The 23,619-nt window shown below is 34.7% G+C and carries 19 protein-coding genes; 5 read left to right on the forward strand and 14 right to left on the reverse strand.

The window, feature by feature from the left end:
• Window positions 1–149: 149 nt before the first annotated feature.
• Both J3495_RS08735 and J3495_RS08740 read right to left on the reverse strand, forming a co-directional pair.
• Complete coding sequence (locus J3495_RS08735) at window positions 150–566, reverse strand: hypothetical protein (RefSeq protein ID WP_210666174.1); 417 nt, start codon at window positions 564–566, stop codon at window positions 150–152.
• A gap of 308 nt (window positions 567–874) precedes the next feature.
• Window positions 875–1,579, reverse strand: coding sequence for a transglutaminase domain-containing protein (locus tag J3495_RS08740; RefSeq protein ID WP_210666175.1), 705 nt, complete (start codon window positions 1,577–1,579; stop codon window positions 875–877).
• A 616-nt stretch (window positions 1,580–2,195) separates the two neighbouring features.
• On the opposite strand from J3495_RS08740, the gene J3495_RS08745 reads away from it, so the two are divergent.
• Window positions 2,196–3,488 (forward strand): aminopeptidase P family protein, encoded by a 1,293-nt coding sequence (locus J3495_RS08745; RefSeq protein ID WP_210666176.1) that lies wholly within the window; start codon window positions 2,196–2,198, stop codon window positions 3,486–3,488.
• Between the two features lie 186 nt (window positions 3,489–3,674).
• On the forward strand, window positions 3,675–4,454 hold the full coding sequence (locus J3495_RS08750; protein WP_210666177.1) for an alpha/beta fold hydrolase: 780 nt from the start codon (window positions 3,675–3,677) through the stop codon (window positions 4,452–4,454).
• Window positions 4,455–4,516: 62 nt separating this feature from the next.
• Here J3495_RS08750 and J3495_RS08755 read toward each other — a convergent pair whose 3' ends face one another.
• Both J3495_RS08755 and J3495_RS08760 read right to left on the reverse strand, forming a co-directional pair.
• Window positions 4,517–4,891: a hypothetical protein gene (locus J3495_RS08755; RefSeq protein WP_210666178.1), complete on the reverse strand. Its 375-nt coding sequence runs from the start codon at window positions 4,889–4,891 to the stop codon at window positions 4,517–4,519.
• Between the two features lie 17 nt (window positions 4,892–4,908).
• Entirely contained in the window at window positions 4,909–5,229 is a 321-nt protein-coding gene (locus J3495_RS08760) for a roadblock/LC7 domain-containing protein (RefSeq protein ID WP_210666179.1), read from the reverse strand.
• 285 nt (window positions 5,230–5,514) lie between these two features.
• Here J3495_RS08760 and J3495_RS08765 point away from each other — a divergent pair, with 285 nt between their 5' ends.
• Window positions 5,515–5,658: a hypothetical protein gene (locus tag J3495_RS08765; protein ID WP_210666180.1), complete on the forward strand. Its 144-nt coding sequence runs from the start codon at window positions 5,515–5,517 to the stop codon at window positions 5,656–5,658.
• Window positions 5,659–5,785: 127 nt separating this feature from the next.
• Here J3495_RS08765 and J3495_RS08770 read toward each other — a convergent pair whose 3' ends face one another.
• From J3495_RS08770 to J3495_RS08795, 6 genes are all read right to left on the reverse strand, one after another.
• Complete coding sequence (locus J3495_RS08770) at window positions 5,786–8,548, reverse strand: PD-(D/E)XK nuclease family protein (protein ID WP_210666181.1); 2,763 nt, start codon at window positions 8,546–8,548, stop codon at window positions 5,786–5,788.
• Between the two features lie 64 nt (window positions 8,549–8,612).
• Window positions 8,613–10,055 carry an OmpA family protein gene (locus tag J3495_RS08775; RefSeq protein ID WP_210666182.1) on the reverse strand — a complete coding sequence of 481 codons (1,443 nt, stop codon included), beginning with the start codon at window positions 10,053–10,055 and terminating at the stop codon, window positions 8,613–8,615.
• Between the two features lie 113 nt (window positions 10,056–10,168).
• Complete coding sequence (kbl, locus tag J3495_RS08780) at window positions 10,169–11,362, reverse strand: glycine C-acetyltransferase (protein WP_210666183.1); 1,194 nt, start codon at window positions 11,360–11,362, stop codon at window positions 10,169–10,171.
• Window positions 11,363–11,443: 81 nt separating this feature from the next.
• Window positions 11,444–14,599, reverse strand: coding sequence for a UvrD-helicase domain-containing protein (locus tag J3495_RS08785; RefSeq protein ID WP_210666184.1), 3,156 nt, complete (start codon window positions 14,597–14,599; stop codon window positions 11,444–11,446).
• Between the two features lie 142 nt (window positions 14,600–14,741).
• Window positions 14,742–15,341: a lipoprotein signal peptidase gene (locus tag J3495_RS08790; protein ID WP_210666185.1), complete on the reverse strand. Its 600-nt coding sequence runs from the start codon at window positions 15,339–15,341 to the stop codon at window positions 14,742–14,744.
• 115 nt (window positions 15,342–15,456) lie between these two features.
• Window positions 15,457–15,666, reverse strand: coding sequence for a hypothetical protein (locus J3495_RS08795; RefSeq protein WP_210666186.1), 210 nt, complete (start codon window positions 15,664–15,666; stop codon window positions 15,457–15,459).
• Window positions 15,667–15,843: 177 nt separating this feature from the next.
• Between J3495_RS08795 and J3495_RS08800 the strand changes: the two genes are divergently transcribed.
• Together J3495_RS08800 and J3495_RS08805 are read left to right on the forward strand one after the other, a co-directional pair.
• Window positions 15,844–16,200, forward strand: coding sequence for a roadblock/LC7 domain-containing protein (locus J3495_RS08800; protein WP_210666187.1), 357 nt, complete (start codon window positions 15,844–15,846; stop codon window positions 16,198–16,200).
• 37 nt (window positions 16,201–16,237) lie between these two features.
• Window positions 16,238–16,618, forward strand: a complete 381-nt coding sequence (locus J3495_RS08805) for a hypothetical protein (protein WP_210666188.1) — start codon at window positions 16,238–16,240, stop codon at window positions 16,616–16,618.
• Between the two features lie 107 nt (window positions 16,619–16,725).
• Here the strand turns inward: J3495_RS08805 and J3495_RS08810 are convergent, their stop codons facing one another.
• The 4 genes from J3495_RS08810 to J3495_RS08825 form a co-directional block, all read right to left on the reverse strand.
• A complete protein-coding gene (locus J3495_RS08810; protein WP_007807070.1) occupies window positions 16,726–17,106 on the reverse strand; it encodes a TraR/DksA family transcriptional regulator in 381 nt (126 codons plus the stop codon).
• A 6-nt stretch (window positions 17,107–17,112) separates the two neighbouring features.
• Window positions 17,113–20,514, reverse strand: a complete 3,402-nt coding sequence (gene ileS, locus J3495_RS08815; protein WP_210666189.1) for an isoleucine--tRNA ligase — start codon at window positions 20,512–20,514, stop codon at window positions 17,113–17,115.
• A gap of 201 nt (window positions 20,515–20,715) precedes the next feature.
• On the reverse strand, window positions 20,716–22,635 hold the full coding sequence (locus J3495_RS08820) for a hypothetical protein (RefSeq protein ID WP_210666190.1): 1,920 nt from the start codon (window positions 22,633–22,635) through the stop codon (window positions 20,716–20,718).
• A 47-nt stretch (window positions 22,636–22,682) separates the two neighbouring features.
• Window positions 22,683–23,504 (reverse strand): hypothetical protein, encoded by an 822-nt coding sequence (locus J3495_RS08825; RefSeq protein WP_236025422.1) that lies wholly within the window; start codon window positions 23,502–23,504, stop codon window positions 22,683–22,685.
• Between the last annotated feature and the right edge of the window lie 115 nt (window positions 23,505–23,619).

Here is a 23,619-nt window from a genome sequence, read left to right on the forward strand (position 1 = left end):
TTCTAATAAACACAAAACCGAAGCATTTCTGCTTCGGTTTTTTTATGCCCAATCTTTGTCATTGCGAGGAACGAAGCAACCACACTAAGAAAAGCAACCGATGTAAAATGACAAGTGAGATTACTTCGTTCCTCGCAATGACTTTGATTTTACTCTTCTGCAATTTCCGATTTTCTTTCTCTGCAAAGAACCGAGATTGCAATAAAAACAAAACTTAGATATATCGAAATCGGAAACCCAATTCCGTAATCATGAGCGAAAATATTATCATAAAATGGCAATAATTGCAAAGTTATAATCACCAATATTGGCAATGAAATAATAACCCAAAATGCCACATAATTATCTGGAAAAGAAAACAATCTCCTTAGAATAAAAAACATCAAAAGCCCTGTTGAAGTAATAGGAACAATAAAACCAGCCCAACTTACAACAGCTGAAAGCAACAATCCCAAGGTGAGTGTTAATAGAAAAACAATCAAACTTCCAAAACTAAGATAAAATAATGTTGCTAAAAACTGTCCGCCTTTGCCGTTCGAAAAAAACTTAGCAAGTATAAAACACATTATCATTATGATCCCAAAAGTGGTTAAGAAACCACGATCATTTTCTCTGTCAACTCTGGCAGCAATAAACATCCAGAACCAGACAAGAAACAGAGAAATGGATAAAAAACTGCACTTTGTTTTGTTGTAAAGTATTTAATTTCTGTACTTAATGCTACCATATATTTTGATAAATAAGTATTCTTAATTTTAGAAGAAGCCGAATTTGAAAACTGTAAACTTGCTTATGTTAAAGATAATTTACAGAAATTAAAAATGCAATTTTTATTCGAGAAACAAGTGTAGAGGCATCGATTGTAAATGTACTATCAGTTATCTGTACCTTCTTCTATACCTTCTATTGATTCGCTATTTCTCATAAGTCGTTTTATTTCCATTTCTTCGCTAAAGAAAGTGTCAATACTTATCTCGTTGTCTAATAACTGCCAAACTTCATCTTGTGGAAGATGTTCGAGAATAAAATCATTTGGATCATCTAAAAAATATCTAGTATTTAAAAATTCAACTTCTCCTTCATTAGCAAGAATCGCCCCCCTTGCCCAAGTAACATCGATTAGCTCCCATTTTTCATAAAGTTTCACTGCATTCCAAGCATGATTTGTTTCTTTTAATCTCTCCTCTTTATAACTATATCCTTTTGCATAACCTACAATTACCGCACATTTTATTCTGGCATTATCACAAATTGCTTTAAATAAATTTGCATATCCCGAGCACACAGATTTTCTGCTTTCTAAAGTAGCAATTGCCGAGACATCAATTTGTTTATTGTTTTGATATGCATCCCAGTCATATTCTATGTTCTCTGCTATCCAAATATAAATTCTTGCAAGAATTTCTGTTTTAGTTTTTGCATTCTTTTTTAAATATAAAGCTAAAGTCTTTACGTCTAAAGTTTCAGATTCTGGGACTTCTTTTACATATTTCTCGATTTCTTTAAAATTCTTTATTTGAGAATAATTGCAAATAGAAATAAGTAAAAAGATCAGAACTATTATTGTTTTTGTTTTCACGTTTGGTATAAATTAACAAACCTTGTTGGTTACCAATATACAAAAATATCACCACTTAAAAAGTGATTTAAAATTTAAACAGAAAACTTAATTATGAAACCGAGACTCGCGTGAGGGATAGAGGCGGTATCCTTTTGTGAAGAGAAGCGGAACAAAAGATATAGCCGAAAGCCTGACCCGGAGGGACACGCCCTTGTTAAGATTCTAAATTTGCTTAAAAACTTTTTATCTTAACGTCATTGCGAGGAACGAAGCAATCTCAGTTGCCACTTTAAATCGGTTGCTTTTCTTAATGAGATTGCTTCGTTCCTCGCAATGAGTTAGTGTTTAGGTTATAAAGGCAATGATTACTATTTTTAGTACAGTTTTTAGGTGCTGAGATGTAATTTTTCGGTTGTTTACCCAAACGTTGGGCCTTAGGACCTAAACGAACTATTTTATTCAGTTATTTCAAAGCATTCATTAATCTCAAACTGTTGTTAAAGACGACTAGATTGGGCAGACAAATTGGTCTGCAAAAAAATCAAACAAACAAGAAAACTTTAATAAAGCTATTTTACGCTACTTCTTCAAAAAATAGTAATTTTGAGATTCGAAGTTCAAAAACGAAAATATTATGAAATATCACCAAATAAACAGCGCTCTTTTTGTAAAAAATCGCAAAAAATTTACGGCAGAAATGAAACCGAATAGCGTTGCCGTTTTCAATTCAAACGACATCTACCCTGTTAGTGCAGACAGTTCTTTACCGTTTGCACAACATCGCGATATTTTTTACCTAAGCGGAGTGGATCAGGAAGAAAGTATCTTGCTTTTGTTTCCGGACGCACCTTATGAGCACCAAAAAGAAATACTTTTCTTGAAAGAAACTAGCGAACATATTGCAATTTGGGAAGGGGAAAAGCTAACTAAAGAACGCGCTTTTCAGGTTTCTGGAATTAGAACAGTGTATTGGTTGCAGGATTTTCATAAAATTCTGAACGAAATGATGACGTATTCTGATACGATGTACATCAATACCAACGAGCATTATCGTGCGACGGTTGAGACTGAAACTCGCGAAGCACGTTTTGTAAAATGGTGGAAAGAGCATTATCCGGCACACCAAGTTGCCAAAAGCAACCCTATTTTGCAACGCATTCGTTCTGTAAAAGAAAGCGAAGAAATCGATTTGATTCAGCACGCTTGCGAAATCACCGAAAAAGGTTTCCGCAGATTATTTTCGTTTGTAAAACCAAATGTTACGGAGTACGAAATCGAAGCCGAATTGGTGCACGAGTTCATCCGCAACCGTTCTAAAGGTTTTGCTTACACCCCAATTATTGCATCAGGAAACAACGCCAATGTTTTGCATTATATCGAAAACAATCAGCAATGTAAGGCCGGAGATTTAATTTTGTTGGATGTTGCAGCAGAATATGCTAATTATTCTAGCGACATGACCAGAACGATTCCGGTTTCAGGTAAATATTCAGACCGACAAAAAGCGGTTTACAATGCCGTTTTGAGAGTTAAAAACGAAGCGACCAAAATGCTAACTCCGGGAACACTTTGGAAACAATACCATATAGAAGTAGGTAAGTTAATGACTTCTGAATTGCTTGGTTTAGGTTTAATTGACAAAGCCGATGTTCAGAACGAAAATCCGGAATGGCCGGCGTACAAAAAATATTTCATGCACGGAACCTCTCACCACATGGGACTTGACACGCACGATTACGGATTGCTTCACGAACCAATGAAAGCCAATATGGTCTTTACGGTAGAACCTGGGATTTATATTCCGGCAGAAGGTTTCGGAATTCGCTTGGAAGACAATGTAGTGGTTCAGGAAAAAGGAGAACCTTTTAACTTAATGCGCAATATTCCTATCGAAGTAGATGAAATCGAGAGCTTGATGAATTCTTAATTCAAAAGGCAAATACTAAAAAAATACAAAAACGATTAGCAGCAATGTTAGTCGTTTTTTTTATTAAAACCACTTATTGCTATAAAAATTTCTATACCATAGTAGAACAAACTGTATCTTATGGAACTTAAATTTCGAATATGATTACCGTTTCTTATCTTTGTGCTTCCTATTTAAAACATGATTTTGAAAACTATTTTATACAAAAATACCACAATAGCATACACCGATCAAGGTCAGGGAACTGCGATCGTATTCCTTCACGGCTTTCTGGAAAATCAATTGATGTGGAAAGATTATGCTACTTATTTTGCAAATCAGTATCGCGTGATTACGATCGATTTACTGGGACATGGCGCATCAGATTGTCTGGGTTACGTACATTCTATGGAAGAAAATGCCAATGTTGTTTACGAAGTTCTTGAACATTTAAAAATACTTAAAGCCACCATTGTAGGTCATTCTATGGGAGGTTATGTGGGTTTGGCTTTCGCCGAAGTGTACCCGAATGCGATTCAGAAATTGGTGTTATTAAACTCAACTTCAAAAGAAGACAGTGCCGAAAAGAAACTCAACAGAACACGCGCCATCAAAGCTGTAAAGCAAAATTACGTCAACTTTGTGAGTCTTGCGATTGCCAATTTGTTTAGCGAAAACAATAGAATTCGCCTCGCAGATGAAATTGAAAAAGTCAAAACACAAGCACTCAAAACACCTTTACAAGGAATAGTAGCTTCGCTAGAGGGTATGAAAATTAGAAAAGACCGTGTAGGGCTTTTACATACCAATCGTTTCCCTACTCTATTGGTTTTAGGAAAAAAAGATCCGGTTTTAAACTACGAAGAAACGATCGACCAAATTAAAGATACCCAAACAGAATTGATTTCTTTTGAAGATGGCCACATGAGCCACATTGAAAATAAAGAAGCATTACAACTCATTTTACTCAAATTTTTCGGTTCTTAAACCAATCAAAAAGGGCTGTCTTAATTACTTGAGACAGCCCTTTTAATTTTATTGAAGCTGAATTATAGCTTTGAAATAATATCTTTTTTAAATTTAGACAAAGTCGCTCTTGTTAAACCAAGATTTGCTTTTGTTGAGTCTACCGCTAAATAAATAAAATATTTACCATCTTCAGAAACATCAATAATATGTATTTGATCTGTAAGTGTGATTAAAATATCGTTTATTTTTTGATCTAATCCTAAAGCTTTGATCGCACTTAATTTTGCTTTTACAACTTCTAAATTATAAGCAGAGGCTAATTCTGGGTCAAAATTTGGATTTAAAGAAAGAGAACAGTATGACATTCCAGTCTCAACCTCAGTTACAGAAACTGCGATAAAACCATTGATATTTTCTTTTAAATCGTTTTGAAAATCTTGTAAAAAATCTGACATGTTTTAATTGTATTAAATTAATTGTTGAAAACAGTATCCATTCTGCGCAGCAAAAGGCCCATTTTACTTATATCTTTAGAAAGCAGAGCGACACAATTATCATCCTGATTTTTATTGGCCACCACAATTCCGTCATTGTTCTTAATCATCACTTGCTTGAGCTCTCCATTATTGAGGTCTTCAGACATCTCTAAAGACATTTTTAATATCATCCCAATCATTGCCGCTACATTGCCATCATACTCTAAATTTACGGACTCAACCAAAACGCCGTCTATCGTAAAAACCAAACCAGATTCGGCTCCGGTTTCCTCTACAAGTGTGTTTAAATCAATCATATTCCTGTTTTATCATGTTTAAGAATCGACAAAGTTATTTCAATAAATACAACTTTGCCATAAACACTTGTTAAAAAAAGACCAACCCTAATCAACTGATTTACTTTTATTTATAACGTGATTTTTAGCTGTTTTTAGATTATAATGTGCAAAAAAAAGAAGGAGAAAAAGTAAATGTGTTTAAAAATACAGGAGAACATTCAATAAAATTCAATTATAAGGTCAGAGGCTCATACAAACTCAATTTAAAAGAAGTTTTTATTAAATTTGCAAAAAATTATTGAGATGAAAACTGTTGAAGAATTGCGTTTTGACTTAAACGTAAAATTGATGAAGTTTAGAAGATTTCGTTTTGAAAACGGAAGTATAAACAATGAAAATGAGGGAGAACCAGAGAAAAAGGGCTTCTTTAAAAAAATTTTCAGTTAAAAATTATAGATAGAAAAAGCTGAACTTATTGAAACAAATCTTTCAATAAGTTCAGCTTTTAAACTTCTAATTATCGCTAATTTTCTAATTCTGGAAATAACGCAAAAATAGCGGTAATTTTAATTTGTCAGATATTTTCTTCAAAAGAAATAGTGCGGTCAAAAATTTCGTTTAACAGTACCACAATCTCCTCGACATAATTCGCCAGAATTTCTTTTGTAACAGTTATATGTAATTCTTTTTCTTCTTTAAAACCAAAAGGCAGAAAACCTGATTTTAAGTTTTTAAACGAAATAATTCCTGCTTCCATCGGAATGTCTTTCATTTCGTTTTCGAACATAAAAGCATACGCTAAAACCTGAATAATTTTATCGTTTTTAAGGTCTTTAGTTAACCCATTCCATGATTTAAGCACAACATTGGCTCTCTCTACTTTTCCGGTCTTATAATCAATGATTCTAATTTTTCCGTTGCGCAATTCAATTCTATCGACATTTCCTTTAATCAAAACAGGAAAAGGCAAACTCTGATGTATTAATTCACGTTCGAAAGTTTTTTCCAGAGCAATAATCTTGATGGCGTCTCCGCTTTTGATTGCTTCCAGTTCTAATTTAAGAAAATTGAGAACATTCCGTTTGGCGACTTCAAAAGCCAATAAATTTCGTCCTTTCTTGATTTCGCCTTCTTTATACACCAATTTAAATTGTTTTAAAACTTCGTCATCCAAAAGCTTGAAGCAATTTGAAATATCTGTTTCCGAAATAAACCTGCCGACAAAAGGATCATAAAGCGCTTTTAATGTTTCATGAATGATCGTTCCGAGCGTATTTAAGGCAATATTTTCTTCAACCTCTTCTACTTCTCTAATTCGTAGTATTTTTTGAAAATAAAAATCAATAGGATTCCTAATATAACTTGTCAAAGCAGAAGGAGAAAAACCAGCAGTTGCAATTTCTTTCAGGCGCTCCATCACCGCCTCAGACTTGGGTATTACCATCCGCTGATAAGCTGTTGTAGGCAAAACAGGATTATAAATATCAAATGTAAGCTGGTGTTTGGATTGTTTTTCTACTTCCAATTGTGTAATAAAACGACTTCGCTCGCCAGCATCCAATCCGTCATTTTCAGTATTATATATTAGATAAATATTTTTGGCTCGCTGCAATAAATGATAAAAATGATACGTATAAATAGCATCTTTCTCCTTAAAAGTAGGAAGACCCAATTCTTTTTTTACATCATAAGGAATAAATGAATTCTGCGATTTTCCCGCCGGAAATTTACCCTCATTCATAGAAGTTACAATTACCGTATCAAAATCTAAGACACGACTTTCGAGCACCCCCATGATTTGCAAGCCTCTTAAAGGTTCTCCTTCAAAAGAAACTTCGGCTACCTCTATAATCTGCTTATAGATAGCGTACAAAGTATCAATATTATCAATATGCTGATGTTGAGAATAGTAATTGATGAGCTTATTTATTACTTTAAAAACGGCAAACACAAAAGTTTTGGCTATTTTTTCTTCCTCATTATCGTTATTAAAATTTTCTTTGACCAAAAGCAAGAGCGCAGCAATATTATCGAGAACTGCGAGCGCTCCATTCTCCCATTTTTGAAATAATAATAAAAACAAATCTGAAGCACTTGCGTTGAGTTCCAGAATTTTTTTATGGGTAATAAACGTATAATTATTTTCTTTTATAATTTTGACCAAATGAGTCGCATGCGCATACGGCTCGATCAAAGGATGAGTTAAAACGTCCAAAACATCTTTGTAATAAAAAACATAGTGATCTCCTTTTCTGGAAATCGCATTCGTATGCATTTTAAACAACTTTGCAATCAGGATCTGTGATGGATTGTTTTTACTCGAATAGCCCATCGTAATGTTTAGAGCACCCACAGAGGAAGGCAGTGCGTACAAGACCGGCATAAGCAAATTTTCTTCACCAAGTACGATTGCTACCTTATCCAGAGAAGTAGAGGGATTTTCCTCGATTATTTTTTCAATGATACTACCTGTTAGTTTAGCCTGACCAATAGTTTTAGGAGTTCCTATTACTTGGATATTCTTGCTTTGCGAAAAATCATCTACAATCCAGTCGAAGGTATGTGATTTATAATGTTTCCAGCTTTCTTTAAAGCGTCTTACAAACAATCCCGCATCATGATAAGGGTCGTTTAAAAAAGTGCTGTCTACGTCCCAATAAATTTTAGCCTGCTCAAGTGCCAAAAGGTGCTGAACAATTCTTTCTTCGGCAGCATTTAACGCATTAAATCCAGCAAAAATATATGTTTGATTTGAAGTAGAATTCGAAAAATGATTAAGATTATTTACCGCCTCTCTATAAATCAAACCCTGATATCCCAAACCTTTATTTAATAAATGCAGATAAAGAGCCTCATAGTAAATAGGTAATAGCTTCCAGAAATCAATATAATTTTCTAAAAGTTTTGTTTTATCTTCGACTTCAATACCCCATTTTTTAATGTCTTCAATATCTTTAAGATAAGACAAAACATGCGATGGGTCCAGTAAGTAACGATCAATCTCGTTAAAATCTTGTAAAAGTGTCTTTGCCCAATTGGCGAACAACTCAAAAGACTGTTGATTTTGTTTCTCGGTTATAGAGAGATAAACTTCATAAAACTCAAATAACAGTTCTATAGAATCCAGAGATCTTATCGAGGCTACATCCTGAACAAAATCTTCAATACTAATAATCTCAGGACAAATGATAGTATTTGCAATTTGCTTTTGCAAAGCTTCTATTAAAAAAACTTTTGCTCTTTTATTAGGCAGTACGATAACTATCTCGTCTAGTTTAGTCGCATAATCCTGAATTACTACTGTCGCTATTTTTTCGAGAAAAGAAATATTTATCATTTGATAAAAATAAAAAAAGCCATTCAATTAAGAATGGCTTTTTAGAATTATTTAAAAAAGTAAATTATAGTTTACCTTGATATTTAGAACCGATGTGTTTGATTTCAGTTCTTCTGTTTTGTGCTTTACCTGCAGCAGTTTTATTGCTTGCAACTGGCATAGACTCACCAAAACCTTTAGACTCTAAGTTATCAACATTTACACCTCTTTCGATCAAAGCATTCATAACTGCTGCTGCTCTGTCCTCAGAAAGTTTTTGATTCAATTTATCAGAACCATCACTATCAGTGTGACCTTCAATGCTAAATTTAGCATTTGGATAGTTTTTAAGGATAGATCTAATTGCATCTAATCTAGCAAGAGTTTCTTGATCTCCTGTTTTGAAAGTAGCTTTACCTGAGTTAAAGTAAACCGCTCTAGCAGCAACTTTAAGTTCTTCTAAAGCTTCAGAAGTTACTTCTGGACATCCTCTGTTACTAGCTGGACCAGCTACAGTAGGACAATCGTCATCTTTGTCAAGAACACCATCTTTATCAGCGTCTAAGAAAGGACAACCACCATTTTCTCTTGGACCAGCAACTGTAGGACATTTGTCATCTTTATCAGCAACACCATCACCGTCAGCATCTGGACAACCGTTTAATGCAGCTAAACCAGCAACATCTGGACAAGCATCTTTTGCATCAGCAATTCCGTCTCCGTCAGTATCAGGACATCCGTTTAATGCAGCTAAACCAAATACATCTGGACAAGCATCACTAGCGTCAACGATTCCGTCTCCGTCAGTATCAGGACATCCGTTGAATTGTTTCAAACCAGCAACATCTGGACAAGCATCATCTTTATCGTAGATACCATCTCCGTCAGTATCTTTACCTCCGAATTTGAAAACTAAACCAGCAGTGTGTTGGAATACAGAACGATCTCCTTGACCATCAGCAACAGCCCACTTGTATTTTGTAGCAAGCTCAAGACCAATAGCATCTGTGAACCAGAAAGTTAAACCAGCACCTGGGTTAACTGTACCAAAGCTCTCGTCTCCGAAGAAAGTATAACCTCCACCAACAGTTAACGAAGGATCAATTACTTTAGATCCTAATAACTCTTGGAAGCTATATCTGATAGTGGCATCAATTCCGTAATACATCAAATCACCAGGATTAGATACTACGTTACCTCTTGAATCCTGACCAGCAGAACCTGGAGCAAAAGTTACCAATTTATCAATTTTGTTTACAGACCCTTGTAAACCTAGAGAGAATCCACTACCTACGTATCTAGACACACCAATGTAAGATAAAGAAGGAAGGATATTCCAGTTGTCTTTTACAGCGAATGGCTGAGAAAAGTGTTGATCAAAGAATCCACTTCCTGCACCAGAACTGGTTCTAGTGTCAACGGCGTTAACCCCAAAAGAGATAGCCCATGGATTGTTACTGTCTTGCGCGTGAGAGCTTAAACCCATCACCATCATTACAGCAACTAAAAGTTTGTTAAGATGTTTCATACTTAATTTTTTTAATTACAATTTAGTTAATTACTAGCAAAAGTAACACCAAATTTTTTAAATTCAAAATGAAATGTTAAAAAAAACCTACAAAAAAGAGACTAAAGTGGTAATTATATAACTTTTAACATTTTTCCAACAAGAACAAAGGCACTTATAGCCTTGTCCAGATGCTCTTTTGTGTGTGCTGCAGAAAGCTGAACTCTAATACGTGCTTTTTCTTTTGGTACTACTGGAAAAAAGAAACCAATAACATAAATACCTTGTTTTAAGAGCTCGTTTGCCATTGTTTGCGACAATTTTGCATCATATAACATAACCGGTACAATAGCCGAATCACCATCGATGATATCAAAACCTGCCTCTTTCATTCCGTTTTTAAAATAATTGGTATTCCATTCTAACTTATCTCTTAAAGAAGTATCTTTTTCTAAAAGCTCAAAAACCTTTATAGAAGCGCCAACAATAGCCGGTGCCAAAGAATTCGAGAACAAATAAGGTCTAGAACGTTGACGCAACAATTCGATAATCTCCTTTTTTGCTGTTGTATATCCGCCCATAGCACCACCTAAAGCTTTACCAAGAGTTCCTGTAATAATATCAACACGCCCCATAACTCCTTTTGCCTCAAGCGTACCTTTACCGGTAGCACCAATAAATCCAGCGGCATGACATTCGTCAACCATGACCATAGCATCATATTTATCGGCCAAATCACATATTTTATCCAACGGAGCTACCAAACCATCCATAGAAAACACACCATCGGTCACAATTAATTTAAATCGGGCTCCTGCTTCATTTGCTTTTATCAATTGCTGTTCAAGATCTTCCATGTTGCTGTTTTCATAGCGATAACGGGCTGCTTTACACAAACGAACTCCATCTATAATAGAAGCATGATTTAAACTGTCCGAAATAATAGCGTCATTCTCGCCCAGCAATGGTTCAAAAACACCTCCGTTAGCATCAAAAGCAGCTGCGTACAATATAGTATCTTCTGTACCATAAAAATCTGCAATCTTTTTTTCTAATGTCTTATGAATATCTTGCGTACCACAAATAAAACGCACAGATGACATTCCAAAACCATGCGTATCCATTGCGTCTTTTGCTGCCTGAACAACTTCAGGATGAGAGGAAAGTCCTAAGTAATTATTGGCACAAAAGTTCAAAACTTTCTCACCAGTTGATATCGTAATCTCTGCATCTTGTGCAGAAGTTATGATACGTTCTTTTTTGAATATTCCGTTTTCTTCAATAGTCTGCAATTCGTTTTGCAAGTAATCTTTTATCTTACCGTACATATTTATACATTTAAAACGTTAAAAATTAACAGTTTAGACCATTTACAGCCCTGATAATCCTTTAACATCTGGTTAATTATTTCACAAATTTACTACATCGATTTCTGTTCCTATATACACCAAAGCATTTTTTAACACTCTGTACCCTAAATCTTCAATAGCAAGTTGATATTCTTGAATTTGCTGCTTGTATTTAACATTAGCAGCGCCAGTTTTATAATCCAAAAGATAAGCTTCTTTATTTTTAGTAAAAACTATTCGATCGGGTTTTAAAATTTTCCCTTCTTTTTGAACAATTGTTTGCTCGTTTAATATTTTGCAACTTCCGTCAAAATAAATATTTAGCTCCGCATGATTCACTATTTCCTGAAGTGTCTTGTAGACAATTTCTTTTTGATCAAATGTAATTAATCCGTTTTCTAAAGCTTTTACGATCGACAACTCAACATCTGACTTGTCTTTTACGAAAGCCAGAATTTCGTGAATGACATTTCCATACGAAATTGCCTCTTGCTGATGCGTTCCCCACATCAACGCTTCTTTTTGAGCAATTTTTATATTTTTCGGATTTAAAACTTCCGAAACCATCGGAATGGTCATCACCTCATCCAGAGCCGGTACAGACTGAGAAAGTTTCGCTTTATTCCCAAATTCATATTCTAATTTTTCTTCCTCATACACCCCTTCATTTATCAAATATTTTATAAAAAACGAAGCCATATTACTCGCAAACTCTCCGTCTTTCTTTTCTTTCATAGATTGAGAAATAACAAACAGTTGTTCTTCGGCACGAGTCAGAGCTACATACAAAACATTAATATTATCGAGTAATTCCTCTTGTTTTTTTAGATTAAAAACCAGAGACGCATGCTCGCCAAAACCTTCGACAGCGGTACTATTGTCTATCAAAGCTTTTGGAAGTCCTAGATCATCATTTTCGGTATCGAGCCATAATTTATCTTTTGGTTTTCGGCTGTAATCTTCTTCGGCAAAAGGCATGATAACAACAGGAAACTCCAATCCTTTAGACTTATGAATCGTCATGATGCGAATAGCATTTTTGCCTTCCGGCGAAGGAATACTAAATTTAGATCCGTTTTTATCCCAGTACGCCAAAAAATCAGCTATTCCAGCCTGATTGCGAATATCTCTTTCCAAAACAATATCCAGAAAATATTGCACGTACGCATTTCCTTGAGCGGGAAGAAATTTTGAAATGATAATTTCGACCGCTTCGTACAATGATTTTTTACGAATTCCTTCAAAAGAAAGTGAAAGATCCAGCGTTAAAAGCCATTTTTCGAAATCATTTTCCTGCCTCTGAGCCATTCCTTTTGCGATAAAATCATGAATAGGCAAATCAACCGCTTTATTGACCGCCAAAAAATGCAGAAAATTTGCTTTTGCTTCTAAGTCTGCACTATTATTCAAATATTTTAATAAATGAACAATCAGGCGCACTTCTGTGGCATTTTGAATCATCAAAGTTTCTGAGGACAAAAGCGGAATATTTTGCTCTGTGAGATACGTCGCGATTGCGATTCCCTGATCTCTTTTTCGAGTTAAAATCACAATATCTTTATATTCAAAACCTTCCCGAAGTACTTTCTGAATTGTATTTAATGTTGCCAAAACATACAAATCATTTTTTTCGACAACCTCTTCTTCGTCAGCAGCATCATTTTTTTCGATTATCGGAAGAAAAGAAATATTAACATAACCACCTTTTTTTGCATTTGAATTTTGAAAACTGTGATTTTCGTACAGATCTTTATAATCTTCATTAGAAAATTCGGTCGAAATCAACTTAAAAAAAGCATTATTAAAATCAATAATCTCGCTGTAGCTGCGATAATTGGTATTTAAATGTCTTATTTCTTTATCAGGATTATTAAACGGATTCGTGTCTTTGCTCAGTTCGATAAACTGCTCTGCTTTTCCGCCACGCCAGCGATAAATAGACTGTTTAGGATCACCAACAATCATCAGAGTGCCTTTGTTGCCCAAATCATCTTGCCCCGAAAGCGCATTATCAATCAGCGGAATTAGGTTTTGCCACTGCATTTCTGAAGTATCCTGAAATTCATCAATAAAAAAATGACGGTATCTTTCGCCTAAGCGTTCATAAATAAAAGGCGCTGGCTGATTCTGAATCTCTCGATGAATAATCGCATTAAATTCAGAAATAGACAAAACATTTTGTTCTGACTGAATTTTCGCCAACTCATTACTCACCGTATTTAGCAACGAAAGCGGCGTAATATTTTTTAGAAAAGCCTTGTAAAAATCTCTTTTTTCAAACTTTTTATAAATTTTATCTAAATTATGGAGTAACTCGGGAATTATATTTTCAATTAAAGCTCGGTCTTTGGCGGTTTTATTGATGGTAATATCTTCAAACTCGTGAAAAGTTTTATTTCTCGGATTGAATTTACCGTCTCGAATACTTTCTAAATGATTAGGGAAAGTTCCTCTCGAAAACGACTTCAAATCAATTCCGTTTTTGTCAATTAAATCGAGTAATTCTTCTGCAGCCTGTTGATTTTCTTTTTCTAAATCGGCACAAAGAGCCGACATTTTCTTTTTGACCGCCACAAATTCCTCGATAGAAGTGTCCTGAAAATGCAAAATTTCGTTTCGATTATTTTCATTCAAAACCAAACGACCCGTTTCAAGAATCTCGCGCGAAACATCCCAACTTTTATCATCATCGGTTTTTTCCATCGTAAAATCTACGAGCAAATTGGTCAGCGTTTCGTCCTGACCCGCTTGCGCAATAATAGCATCAACGGCTTCTATCAATAAATTTTCGGTATCCAAAGTAACCTCAAAAGTCATCGGCAAATTAAGATCATGCGCAAAAGCACGAATAACTTTGTGCGTAAATTTATCGATAGTAGAAATATCAAAAGCAGCATAATTGTGAATAAGATGCTTGATGATATTTTGAGACTTGGTCTTGATTTTAATGATAGAAAGACTTGTTTCTCTGGACAAATCTTCCATTAATTCAATGGCTTTCGCCGAAGGTTCGTCTTTGGCAAATTCAGACAAACTGCCCACAATTCGGCTTTTCATCTCATGCACCGCTTTATTAGTAAAAGTGATGGCCAGGATATTTCGATAAGCATCATTTTTGGGAGATGATAGAATAATTTTGAGGTATTCCTTAACCAAAGTATAGGTTTTTCCAGAACCCGCCGATGCATCGTAAATAGAAAAAGACGGACTTTGCATAAGAGAGGTTTTAGTATTGTAAAAATAGCACTTTAAATATTAAATCCCAATACTACAGAATTCCAAATTCCAATATCTGCATGCAACAAACGCATCAAATATTGGAATTTGGAATATATATTTTTTTGATTTTATAAAAAAACTATGCTGATTTAGGAAATGCTCTTTTATTAAAAACCAACAAGATTCCGACACCTGTAGAAATAGCAATATCGGCAACATTAAAGATCGCGTTAAAGAATGTAAAATGATTTCCTCCCCAGATTGGCAACCAAGATGGCAGGTTTCCTTCCCAAATAGGAAAATAAAACATATCGACCACCAAGCCATGAAACCAGGTTCCGTAAGGTTGTGGAGAAAAAATCGTCGCCAGATTATTGGAACTGTCATCGAAAATTACTCCATAAAAAACAGAATCAAAAATATTTCCTGCGGCACCAGCCAGAATTAAGGCAACAGCGGTAACCAAATAAGTCGAATGTTTCCTTTTGATCACATCGTTTAACCAATACGCGATTCCGAAAACAGCAAAAATTCTAAAAACTGTCAAAATTAATTTTCCGTATTGTCCGGGAATTTTAGTTCCCCAAGCCATTCCTTCATTTTCTATAAAATGAATTTTAAACCACTCGAATACCCTATATTCTTCACCTAAAACAAAGTTTGTTTTTACATAAATTTTAGAGAGTTGATCTACTAATAAAACTAAAAATATAAGGAGATATGCTTTTCGTAATGACATTTTATAAATTTTTGATGGGCAAAAGTAACAATTTAATCAAAAAAAACGCCCCATTAGGAGCGTTAATTGTTTTGTAATTAATTGTATTACTATTATTTTTTCTTTAAGCAGAAAATTAAAGCTGTTTATTTTCGACCAGTTTCTTTGGCGGAGAGAGCGGATCACTGAAAAAATCAGAAATCGATTTAAGTAAACTTTTACCTTCTTTTGGCTTGTTTACCCGCTTAGCCTTTTCTGTTTTTAACTTTAATCTCAGTTTTTCAAAATCTTTCATTCTAATTTCGATATTAGAATTAACTTCCTTGATTTTCAGTATTTTAGCCATAATTGTAAGTTTTATATGTTAAATAAAAAAATTATTTACAGTTTAACGCTACAATAATACAAAAAATAATTTATATTTGTTAATAAAATTAACAATTGTTGCCTAGAAAATACATTTTTGTTGCCGTAAAGAAGATTTAATCCGATATTTTTAACACATTTACCAAATCTACCAAAAATGAATGACATCAAAACCGTTTTAAATGATTTTTTAATCAATACCAAGACCACTTCTGCACTTATTTTCGACGTCAAAGGAAAATTAATCACCTCATTAGACATTAATTACAGTGATAGCGTAGCCGCTATGAGCGCCGCAATCCTCTCCATGTGCGAAAAATTTCTTTCTGATCTGGAAAAAGGATCATTAAAACAATTGTACCTAAAAACCACAGAAGGTATTGTGATTGGTAACAAAATTAACACCTCAAACTTTATTGTCGTTTTCTCTGAAAGCTCCAGTAATATTGGCTTATTAATGCATAACACAGAAGAACTTGCTTCTGAACTTGGAAAAAATCCGCTATTAAAATAGATCACCCATATCCATTAACAAATAAATACCAATAACTATGAGTAACGACTTTTTAAATGTGTTTTTATCAGAGATAAAAACCAATGTAAACGGCTTTATTGCTGTTGCTGTAACTGAAATCGAATCTGGATTAAGCTTTGGGAATGCAACAGTAGATCCTAGTTTTGATCCTGAACTTGCGGCGGCGTACAACCTGGAAGTTGTAAAAGCCAAATTGAATGCCGTAAAAGCTTTAAATCTCAATCAGGACATCGAGGACATTTTGATTACGCTGACGAATCAAATTCATATCATCGATATTTCTCCAAACAAAAAATTCATGATCTATCTTGCCGCAGATTCTGCCAAGGCAAATCTGGGAATGACGAGAGCCGTTCTTAAGAAACACAAATTAGAATTAGAAAAAAATCTGGCATAATTTTATGTACTAAATTAGAACCATTCCTTATCAAAATGGTTCTAATTTAGTATAAAAACACTATAAACAAAAAACGCCCCTAAAAGGAGCGTTGATTTTATCTAAAATTATCGTTGCAAGTTTTTTGCTTCGATACTCATAGTAGCGTGAGGTACAATTTTCAGTCTTTCTTTACCGATCAATTTACCTGTAACTTTACAAATACCGTATGTTTTATTTTCTACACGGAATAAAGCATTTTTTAGGTCGCGAATAAACTTTTCCTGTCTGATAGCCAACTGTGAGTTTGCCTCTTTAGACATTGTTTCGCTTCCTTCTTCAAAAGCTTTAAACGTAGGAGAGGTATCATCTGTCCCGTTATTCAAATCATTCATGTAAGCACTTTTTATTAAATCCAGATCGGCTTGTGCTTTTTGTATTTTATTTTGAATTATTTCTTTGAACTCTGCCAAATCAGCATCAGAGTATCTTGTAATTTCATCTATCATTTTCTATTATTTTGAAATTAATATCATTGTTTTAATATCATCAAACTCAATTTCTGTGCCGCTTTCCAGAGCATCTACAAAAACCAAACTATCTGTTAATGTCTCAGACTTAATATAGTCTTCATTTTTTAGAATTGCCTCTTCTAAAAGGCTATTTCGCATTAATTGAACTTTAATTTTATCGGTAACTTCAAATCCAGAATCTTTACGAATGTTTTGAATTCTGTTTACCAATTCTCTTGCGATCCCTTCGTTTTTCAATTCTTCGGAGATGGTGATATCCAGCGCAACTGTAATTCCGTTTGAATTAGCCACCAACCAGCCTTCGATATCCTGCGAAGTTATCTCGACGTCTTCCAGAGATAAAGTTACATTATTTCCAGCAATAACAATATCTAACGTGCCCTGCTTGTCTAATTGGTTAATCTGCTCTGACGAAAAAGATTGTATTTCTTTGGAAATCAGACCCATATCTTTACCAAAGCGTGGCCCTAAAGTCTTAAAATTAGGCTTAATTTGTTTTACCAAAATACCCGAAGCATCATCTAAAAGCACTATTTCTTTGACGTTTACTTCGGCTTTTACAAGCTCTGCAATAGCCTCAATTTCTGCTCTCTGACTCTCGTCAAGTATCGGAATCATTACCTTTTGTAACGGTTGACGCACCTTAATCATTTCCTTTTTACGGAGTGATAAAACCAGTGACGAAATAGTTTGCGCCTTCTGCATTTTGCTTTCTAAGGTTTTATTAACAAAGTTTTCGACAAATTTCGGAAACTCAGCCAAGTGAACGCTGGCATATTGCTCAGATCCTGTTGAAATCGTTAAATCGCGGTACAATTTATCCATAAAAAAAGGAGCGATCGGAGCACTTAATTTACTTATGGTCAACAAGCAAGTATAAAGCGTTTGATAGGCCGCAATTTTATCCTGGGCATATTCACCTTTCCAGAAACGACGACGACACAAACGAACGTACCAGTTACTCAGATTTTCCTGCACAAAGTCAGAAATAGCTCTTGCCGCTTTTGTTGGCTCGTAATCCTCGTAACATTCATCAACAAACTTTATTAAAGTATGCAATTCAGAGATAATCCATTGGTCGATTTCCGGTCTTTCGTGTAACGGAATTTCCGCTTCAGCGTATTTAAAACCATCGATATTGGCGTATAATGAAAAGAACGAGTAAGTGTTGTATAAAGTTCCGAAGAATTTACGGCGTACCTCAGCAATTCCCTCCAGATCAAACTTTAAGTTGTCCCAAGGATTTGCGTTCGAGATCATGTACCAACGGGTGGCATCAGGACCGTATTCTTTAATTGTTTCAAAAGGATCCGTTGCGTTTCCTAATCGTTTAGACATTTTTTGTCCGTTTTTATCCAAAACCAAACCATTCGAAACTACATTTTTATAAGCTACTTTATCAAAAACCAAAGTACCGATAGCGTGCAAAGTATAAAACCATCCACGAGTCTGATCGACACCTTCGGCGATAAAATTCGCAGGAAAATCTTTGTTCTCATCAATTTTATCTTTGTTTTCGAAAGGGTAATGCCATTGTGCATAAGGCATCGCACCAGAATCGAACCAAACATCAATCAAATCGCTTTCGCGTTTCATTGGCTGGCCTGAAGCCGAAACCAAAGTAATTTGATCGACTACATTTTTGTGCAAATCAACTAAATCATAGTTAGATTCAGACATGTTTCCAATCTCAAAACCTTTAAACGGATTTTCTTTTTGAAAACCAGCCTCGATAGATTTTTCGATTGCGTTGTATAATTCTTCAACAGAACCAATAAGAACTTCTTCTTTTTTGTCTTCAGTTCTCCAAATTGGCAACGGAATACCCCAATATCTAGAACGAGATAAGTTCCAGTCGTTGGCATTTTTCAGCCAATTTCCAAAACGTCCTTCACCAGTAGATTTAGGTTTCCAATTGATAGTTTCGTTCAGGTCGAACATTCTATCTTTTACATCGGTTACTTTAATAAACCAAGAATCTAGCGGATAATATAATAACGGCTCGTCTGTTCTCCAACTGTGCGGATAACTGTGTACGTATTTTTCAACCTTAAAGGCTTTATTTTCTTCTTTTAATCGAATAGCGATTTCAACATCTACAGAGCGTTCTGGTGCCTTTCCTTCATCATAATATTCGTTTTTTACGTATTTACCCGCAAGGTCACCCAAATGCGAAGTAAATTTTCCTTGTAAGTCTACCAAAGGTACTGGTGTTCCGTTTTCGTCTAAAACCAACATCGGTGGAATCTCTGGTTTTGCTTCTTTAGAAACTTTAGCATCATCTGCACCAAAAGTTGGAGCGGTATGAACGATTCCTGTTCCGTCTTCTGTGGTCACAAAATCTCCGGAGATAACCCTAAAGGCATTTTCGGCATTTTGATAAGGCAATACGTACTGCAACAATTGCTCGTAACGGATATCAACTAAATCAGCTCCTTTTGCTTCCGCTAAAATTTTATACGGAAGTTGTTTGTCGCCATTTTTTACTTTATCGAAATCAGCATCGTCTTCACTTGCAAAAAATCCTTTTCCGAATTGTTTTCCAACTAAATTTTTAGCCAGAATAACATTTACAGGTTCAAAAGTATATTGATTGAACGTTTTTACTAGAACATAATCGATTTTTGGACCAACGGTCAAAGCGGTGTTCGAAGGCAATGTCCAAGGCGTAGTCGTCCAGGCCAAAATGTGAATATCGCCAAATCCTTGTAAAAAGCTTGGCAACGTTTCTGGCAACGTTTTAAATTGTGCTACAATCGTAGTATCTGTAACATCACGGTAAGCTCCGGGCTGGTTTACTTCGTGAGAAGACAATCCAGTTCCCGCTTTAGGAGAATAAGGCTGGATCGTGTAGCCTTTATACAACAAACCTTTATCGTAGATTTGTTTTAAAAGCCACCAGACAGACTCCATGTATTTGGGCTTGTAAGTCACATACGGATCTTCCATATCAACCCAATAGCCCATTTTTTCGGTAAGGTCATTCCATACGTCGGTATAACGCATTACGGTTTTTTTACACGCTTCGTTATATTCTTCGATAGAAATCGTTTTCCCAATATCTTCTTTTGTAATTCCAAGTTCTTTCTCGGTACCTAATTCTACAGGCAGTCCGTGCGTATCCCAACCGGCTTTTCTTTTTACCTGAAAACCTTTTTGAGTTTTATATCTGCAAAAAATATCTTTAATCGCACGTGCCATCACGTGGTGAATTCCCGGTAAACCGTTTGCAGAAGGCGGACCTTCAAAAAATACGTAAGGCTCTGCACCTTCGCGAGTGGTTACACTCTTTTCAAATATATTTTCTTTCTTCCAAAAATCAAGTACTTCTGACGCTACTGTTGGCAAGTCAAGTCCTTTGTATTCAGTAAATTTTGTGCTCATTTTATCCTTTTCTAAATCGAGGTGCGAAAGTAAGGAATTTTGAATTATTGTCCACCACTTTATTAAAATTTCACAAACTTTTGTTGAGTTAATAGATCCAAAAACAAAAAAATTGATTAGTTTCTGGCATTATTCTCAAAACGCTGAGCAAATAAACCAAAAACTAATCAATTCTAATTATCCTTAATAGGATGATAACAATTATTTAAATCCGCCGAAATAAACTTCTTTCATAAAGATTCTATTTCCAAAAACGGGATTCACTTCTACCTTTTCTCGTACTTCCTGATACAAAGTTTCACCATTAAAATCTTCGATTTCGTAATTAATCTTGAACGGAATTTTTCCAGAATTTAAAGCCGCCACAGGACGGTAATCCCCGAAAATCTTGCGCTCGAAAAAACTTTTATTTCCGTTATCGAATTCTGTTTTTTCGGTTGAAACGATATTAAAATTTTCTTTATCGACAAAAACATGGTAATCTGTTTTAGGAATTGTTCTGTTGCCAGTGCTTAATGTTTTCTCGAAATAATTCAGATGATAACACAACCTTCCTTCGTAAATTTCGTCTTGCAACAATTCAAAATTATTCCATAAATCAAGTCTTAAATCGGTTAGAAAATTAACCAAATCAACATTCTTAACTATGTTGTTATAATCATAAGTCGAAAATTTTGCCCATTTTGCATTCACACCACTTTCGCGATCGTCATGACTCCATGCTTCAGCTCCATTGACAATCTCATAATAAGTCTCCGGCATTTTTTTCTTTAGAAGATAATTGGTAGTCGTTGCCCATTTTTCTTCTGTTTGAGGTACATTATTTCCTTCTATCGAAAGCTTAGCAAGAAAATGCGCTTTTTCGATATTCTTCAAAGCCTGGCTTCCGCCTAAATTGGCTACAACTTTAGCCAACAAATTAGGATTCAGCTGATACGGAATAGAATCAAGCATATTATTCCTTTGCAGTTTAGACTTTTCTAATTTTGCTTCACGATTTGCTTTTTCCTGCCCCCAATCTGCGTCCTGTTGCTCTATTTTTTCAAAAAAAGCCAATCTTTTTTCTTCTTTTTCTTCGGCAATTTTGAGTCCCAATTTTTTAAGATCTGCAAAACGAGTGGTATGACTTCTTATTTTTTTATCAGCAAAGTTGGCATTGTTCAATCTTTTAACAATGGCCGAACCTCTTGAATCTTGTTTGTCGTTTTCGATTAATAAATTGGCATATTGCAACGCTTTTTCTTTATTTTCAAGTAAAAAATACGTTTCTGCCAGATTATTTGTGACAATAAAACGAATATTTTCATTTGCTGGCGAAAGCGGATATTTGACCAACAAACTTTCTAAATATTGCAAATGAGGTGTTAGCAACTTCTCATCCAGACCTTTCTCCAGAGTTACTTTCTCCATCTGAGCCGTAATTTCGTTCTCAAATGCCAACATTTGGTTATATTCTGAATGTCCTTTTGAAGTTACAAATTCAAACTTTACTTTAAATTCATCTGTATTATAAGCCAATTTATAATTCAGATAGTTCTGGATTCTTTCAACAGAGCTATATATTACATTATCTATTCCTAACTCTGCTGCAGTATAATCATCATCCTTTTCGGCTTGTTCCACTCTTTGATTATTTAAAGCTACAGTAGCTTTCAAACTGCCTTTTTGGTATGATGCTCCAACGATAGATGATTCTATACTATTAAAATCTTGAGAAAGCAAAACCTTATCAGCGCATTTGGCTTCTACTTTTATCCTTACATCGTAATTAGAGTAGACTTGAAACTGCCATCTATTTTCTTTTTTATCAAATGTACTGTCAATAGCCGTTGCTTTGTATTTCGGCAATGTAACTGTTAAATAAATCCTTAGTTTTCCGTTTGCAGGATCTTTGATAAAGCCCTCTATATTAAAATATTTTTTCTTTAATACAGTTTCTTCCTGAACCAACTGTTTATCCATTTGATAAAAAGTAGTTTGCGTCAAGACATTATCAAGAATTGGAAATTCTGAGTATCGAATTACAGGTATGTAAAATTTCTTCTTTTTTGAACTTATTTTTTCTTGTGCCTGAATTGAACCAATCACAAGCAAAGCAATTAAGAGTAATGTTTTTTTCATAGGCAAAAAAAAAGCCATCAGAAACTAATTCTGATGGCTCTGGGTTTTTATTTTTTATTAAAAATTTGAATCGATTTATCAGAAACATAAAAAATATTTTGTGTCGCTGGATCTACTTCATAAATAGGTTTGTTATTGTTGAAGATAATTTTATCAACCTCAACTCCATCAGCTTTACTCACTTTTACGAGAATTTTTTCGCCAGTTTCTGCTTTTGCAAAAATATATGAAAAATCTCTGTTTTGCTTCATTGCATTAAAACGAGAGTTAAACTTAGCCGCTACAATTCCAAGAGCTGCTGATCCTGCAGCATACGCTTTTGCCTGATTTTTATTATTTCTGTCACCTTCAATTAAAACATCAGACCTCATGTTACCATTAGAATCACGGTAAGTCATTGTAATTTCTCCAGATTTTAGCGAGCTTACTCCTGAACCAATCCCTAAACCAATACTTCCTGCAATGGCAGCACTTTTCATAAGACGTCTTCCTGTTTCTCCCGGTTGACTGTAAGTCAGGTGGTATTTTACAGTTCCATCCATATTAACTCCCATTACTTCAACTGGTCCTGCAAGCACAACTCCCCAAGGGAACAATTCGATACTGTTTAATTCTTTCTCTTTTTTGATGTTTACTTTAGCAAAAGGCTCTGGTTTGTCGCTGATACTTGGATCAAATTTGTACAATTTCTCATCATTATATACCAAGTATGAATTTGTAGCTTCGTCATAAGTAGGTAAAACCGGACGTTCTTTATCAAAACTGATATTACGTTTCCAAAGTTTGACCCCTGTTTTATAATCTACCATGTTTCCGTAAGTCCCTGTAAGATACATTACTTTCTCACCCACTTTTCCTAAATAATTCAAGTTGCTAGTTTCTATAGTATAAAAAACAAAGCAGAGGTTTAGTAAATTTGTTTTGCGAACCAATAAACCTCACCAATGCTTTGTAAAGACAAAATTATATCAATTTTTTGTTTAA

Origin of the sequence: Flavobacterium geliluteum (assembly GCF_017948595.1) — a bacterium.
Classification (GTDB): Bacteria; Bacteroidota; Bacteroidia; order Flavobacteriales; family Flavobacteriaceae; genus Flavobacterium; species Flavobacterium flavipigmentatum.

Bases quoted from the DNA above. Each gene is read 5' to 3' on its own strand.
- J3495_RS08735 (WP_210666174.1), bottom strand. From the start codon at position 566: ATGTGTTTTATACTTGCTAAGTTTTTTTCGAACGGCAAAGGCGGACAG.
- J3495_RS08745 (WP_210666176.1), top strand. From the start codon at position 2,196: ATGAAATATCACCAAATAAACAGCGCTCTTTTTGTAAAAAATCGCAAA.
- J3495_RS08755 (WP_210666178.1), bottom strand. From the start codon at position 4,891: ATGTCAGATTTTTTACAAGATTTTCAAAACGATTTAAAAGAAAATATC.
- J3495_RS08760 (WP_210666179.1), bottom strand. From the start codon at position 5,229: ATGATTGATTTAAACACACTTGTAGAGGAAACCGGAGCCGAATCTGGT.
- J3495_RS08765 (WP_210666180.1), top strand. From the start codon at position 5,515: ATGAAAACTGTTGAAGAATTGCGTTTTGACTTAAACGTAAAATTGATG.
- J3495_RS08770 (WP_210666181.1), bottom strand. From the start codon at position 8,548: ATGATAAATATTTCTTTTCTCGAAAAAATAGCGACAGTAGTAATTCAG.
- J3495_RS08775 (WP_210666182.1), bottom strand. From the start codon at position 10,055: ATGAAACATCTTAACAAACTTTTAGTTGCTGTAATGATGGTGATGGGT.
- kbl (WP_210666183.1), bottom strand. From the start codon at position 11,362: ATGTACGGTAAGATAAAAGATTACTTGCAAAACGAATTGCAGACTATT.
- J3495_RS08785 (WP_210666184.1), bottom strand. From the start codon at position 14,599: ATGCAAAGTCCGTCTTTTTCTATTTACGATGCATCGGCGGGTTCTGGA.
- J3495_RS08790 (WP_210666185.1), bottom strand. From the start codon at position 15,341: ATGTCATTACGAAAAGCATATCTCCTTATATTTTTAGTTTTATTAGTA.
- J3495_RS08795 (WP_210666186.1), bottom strand. From the start codon at position 15,666: ATGGCTAAAATACTGAAAATCAAGGAAGTTAATTCTAATATCGAAATT.
- J3495_RS08800 (WP_210666187.1), top strand. From the start codon at position 15,844: ATGAATGACATCAAAACCGTTTTAAATGATTTTTTAATCAATACCAAG.
- J3495_RS08805 (WP_210666188.1), top strand. From the start codon at position 16,238: ATGAGTAACGACTTTTTAAATGTGTTTTTATCAGAGATAAAAACCAAT.
- J3495_RS08810 (WP_007807070.1), bottom strand. From the start codon at position 17,106: ATGATAGATGAAATTACAAGATACTCTGATGCTGATTTGGCAGAGTTC.
- ileS (WP_210666189.1), bottom strand. From the start codon at position 20,514: ATGAGCACAAAATTTACTGAATACAAAGGACTTGACTTGCCAACAGTA.
- J3495_RS08820 (WP_210666190.1), bottom strand. From the start codon at position 22,635: ATGAAAAAAACATTACTCTTAATTGCTTTGCTTGTGATTGGTTCAATT.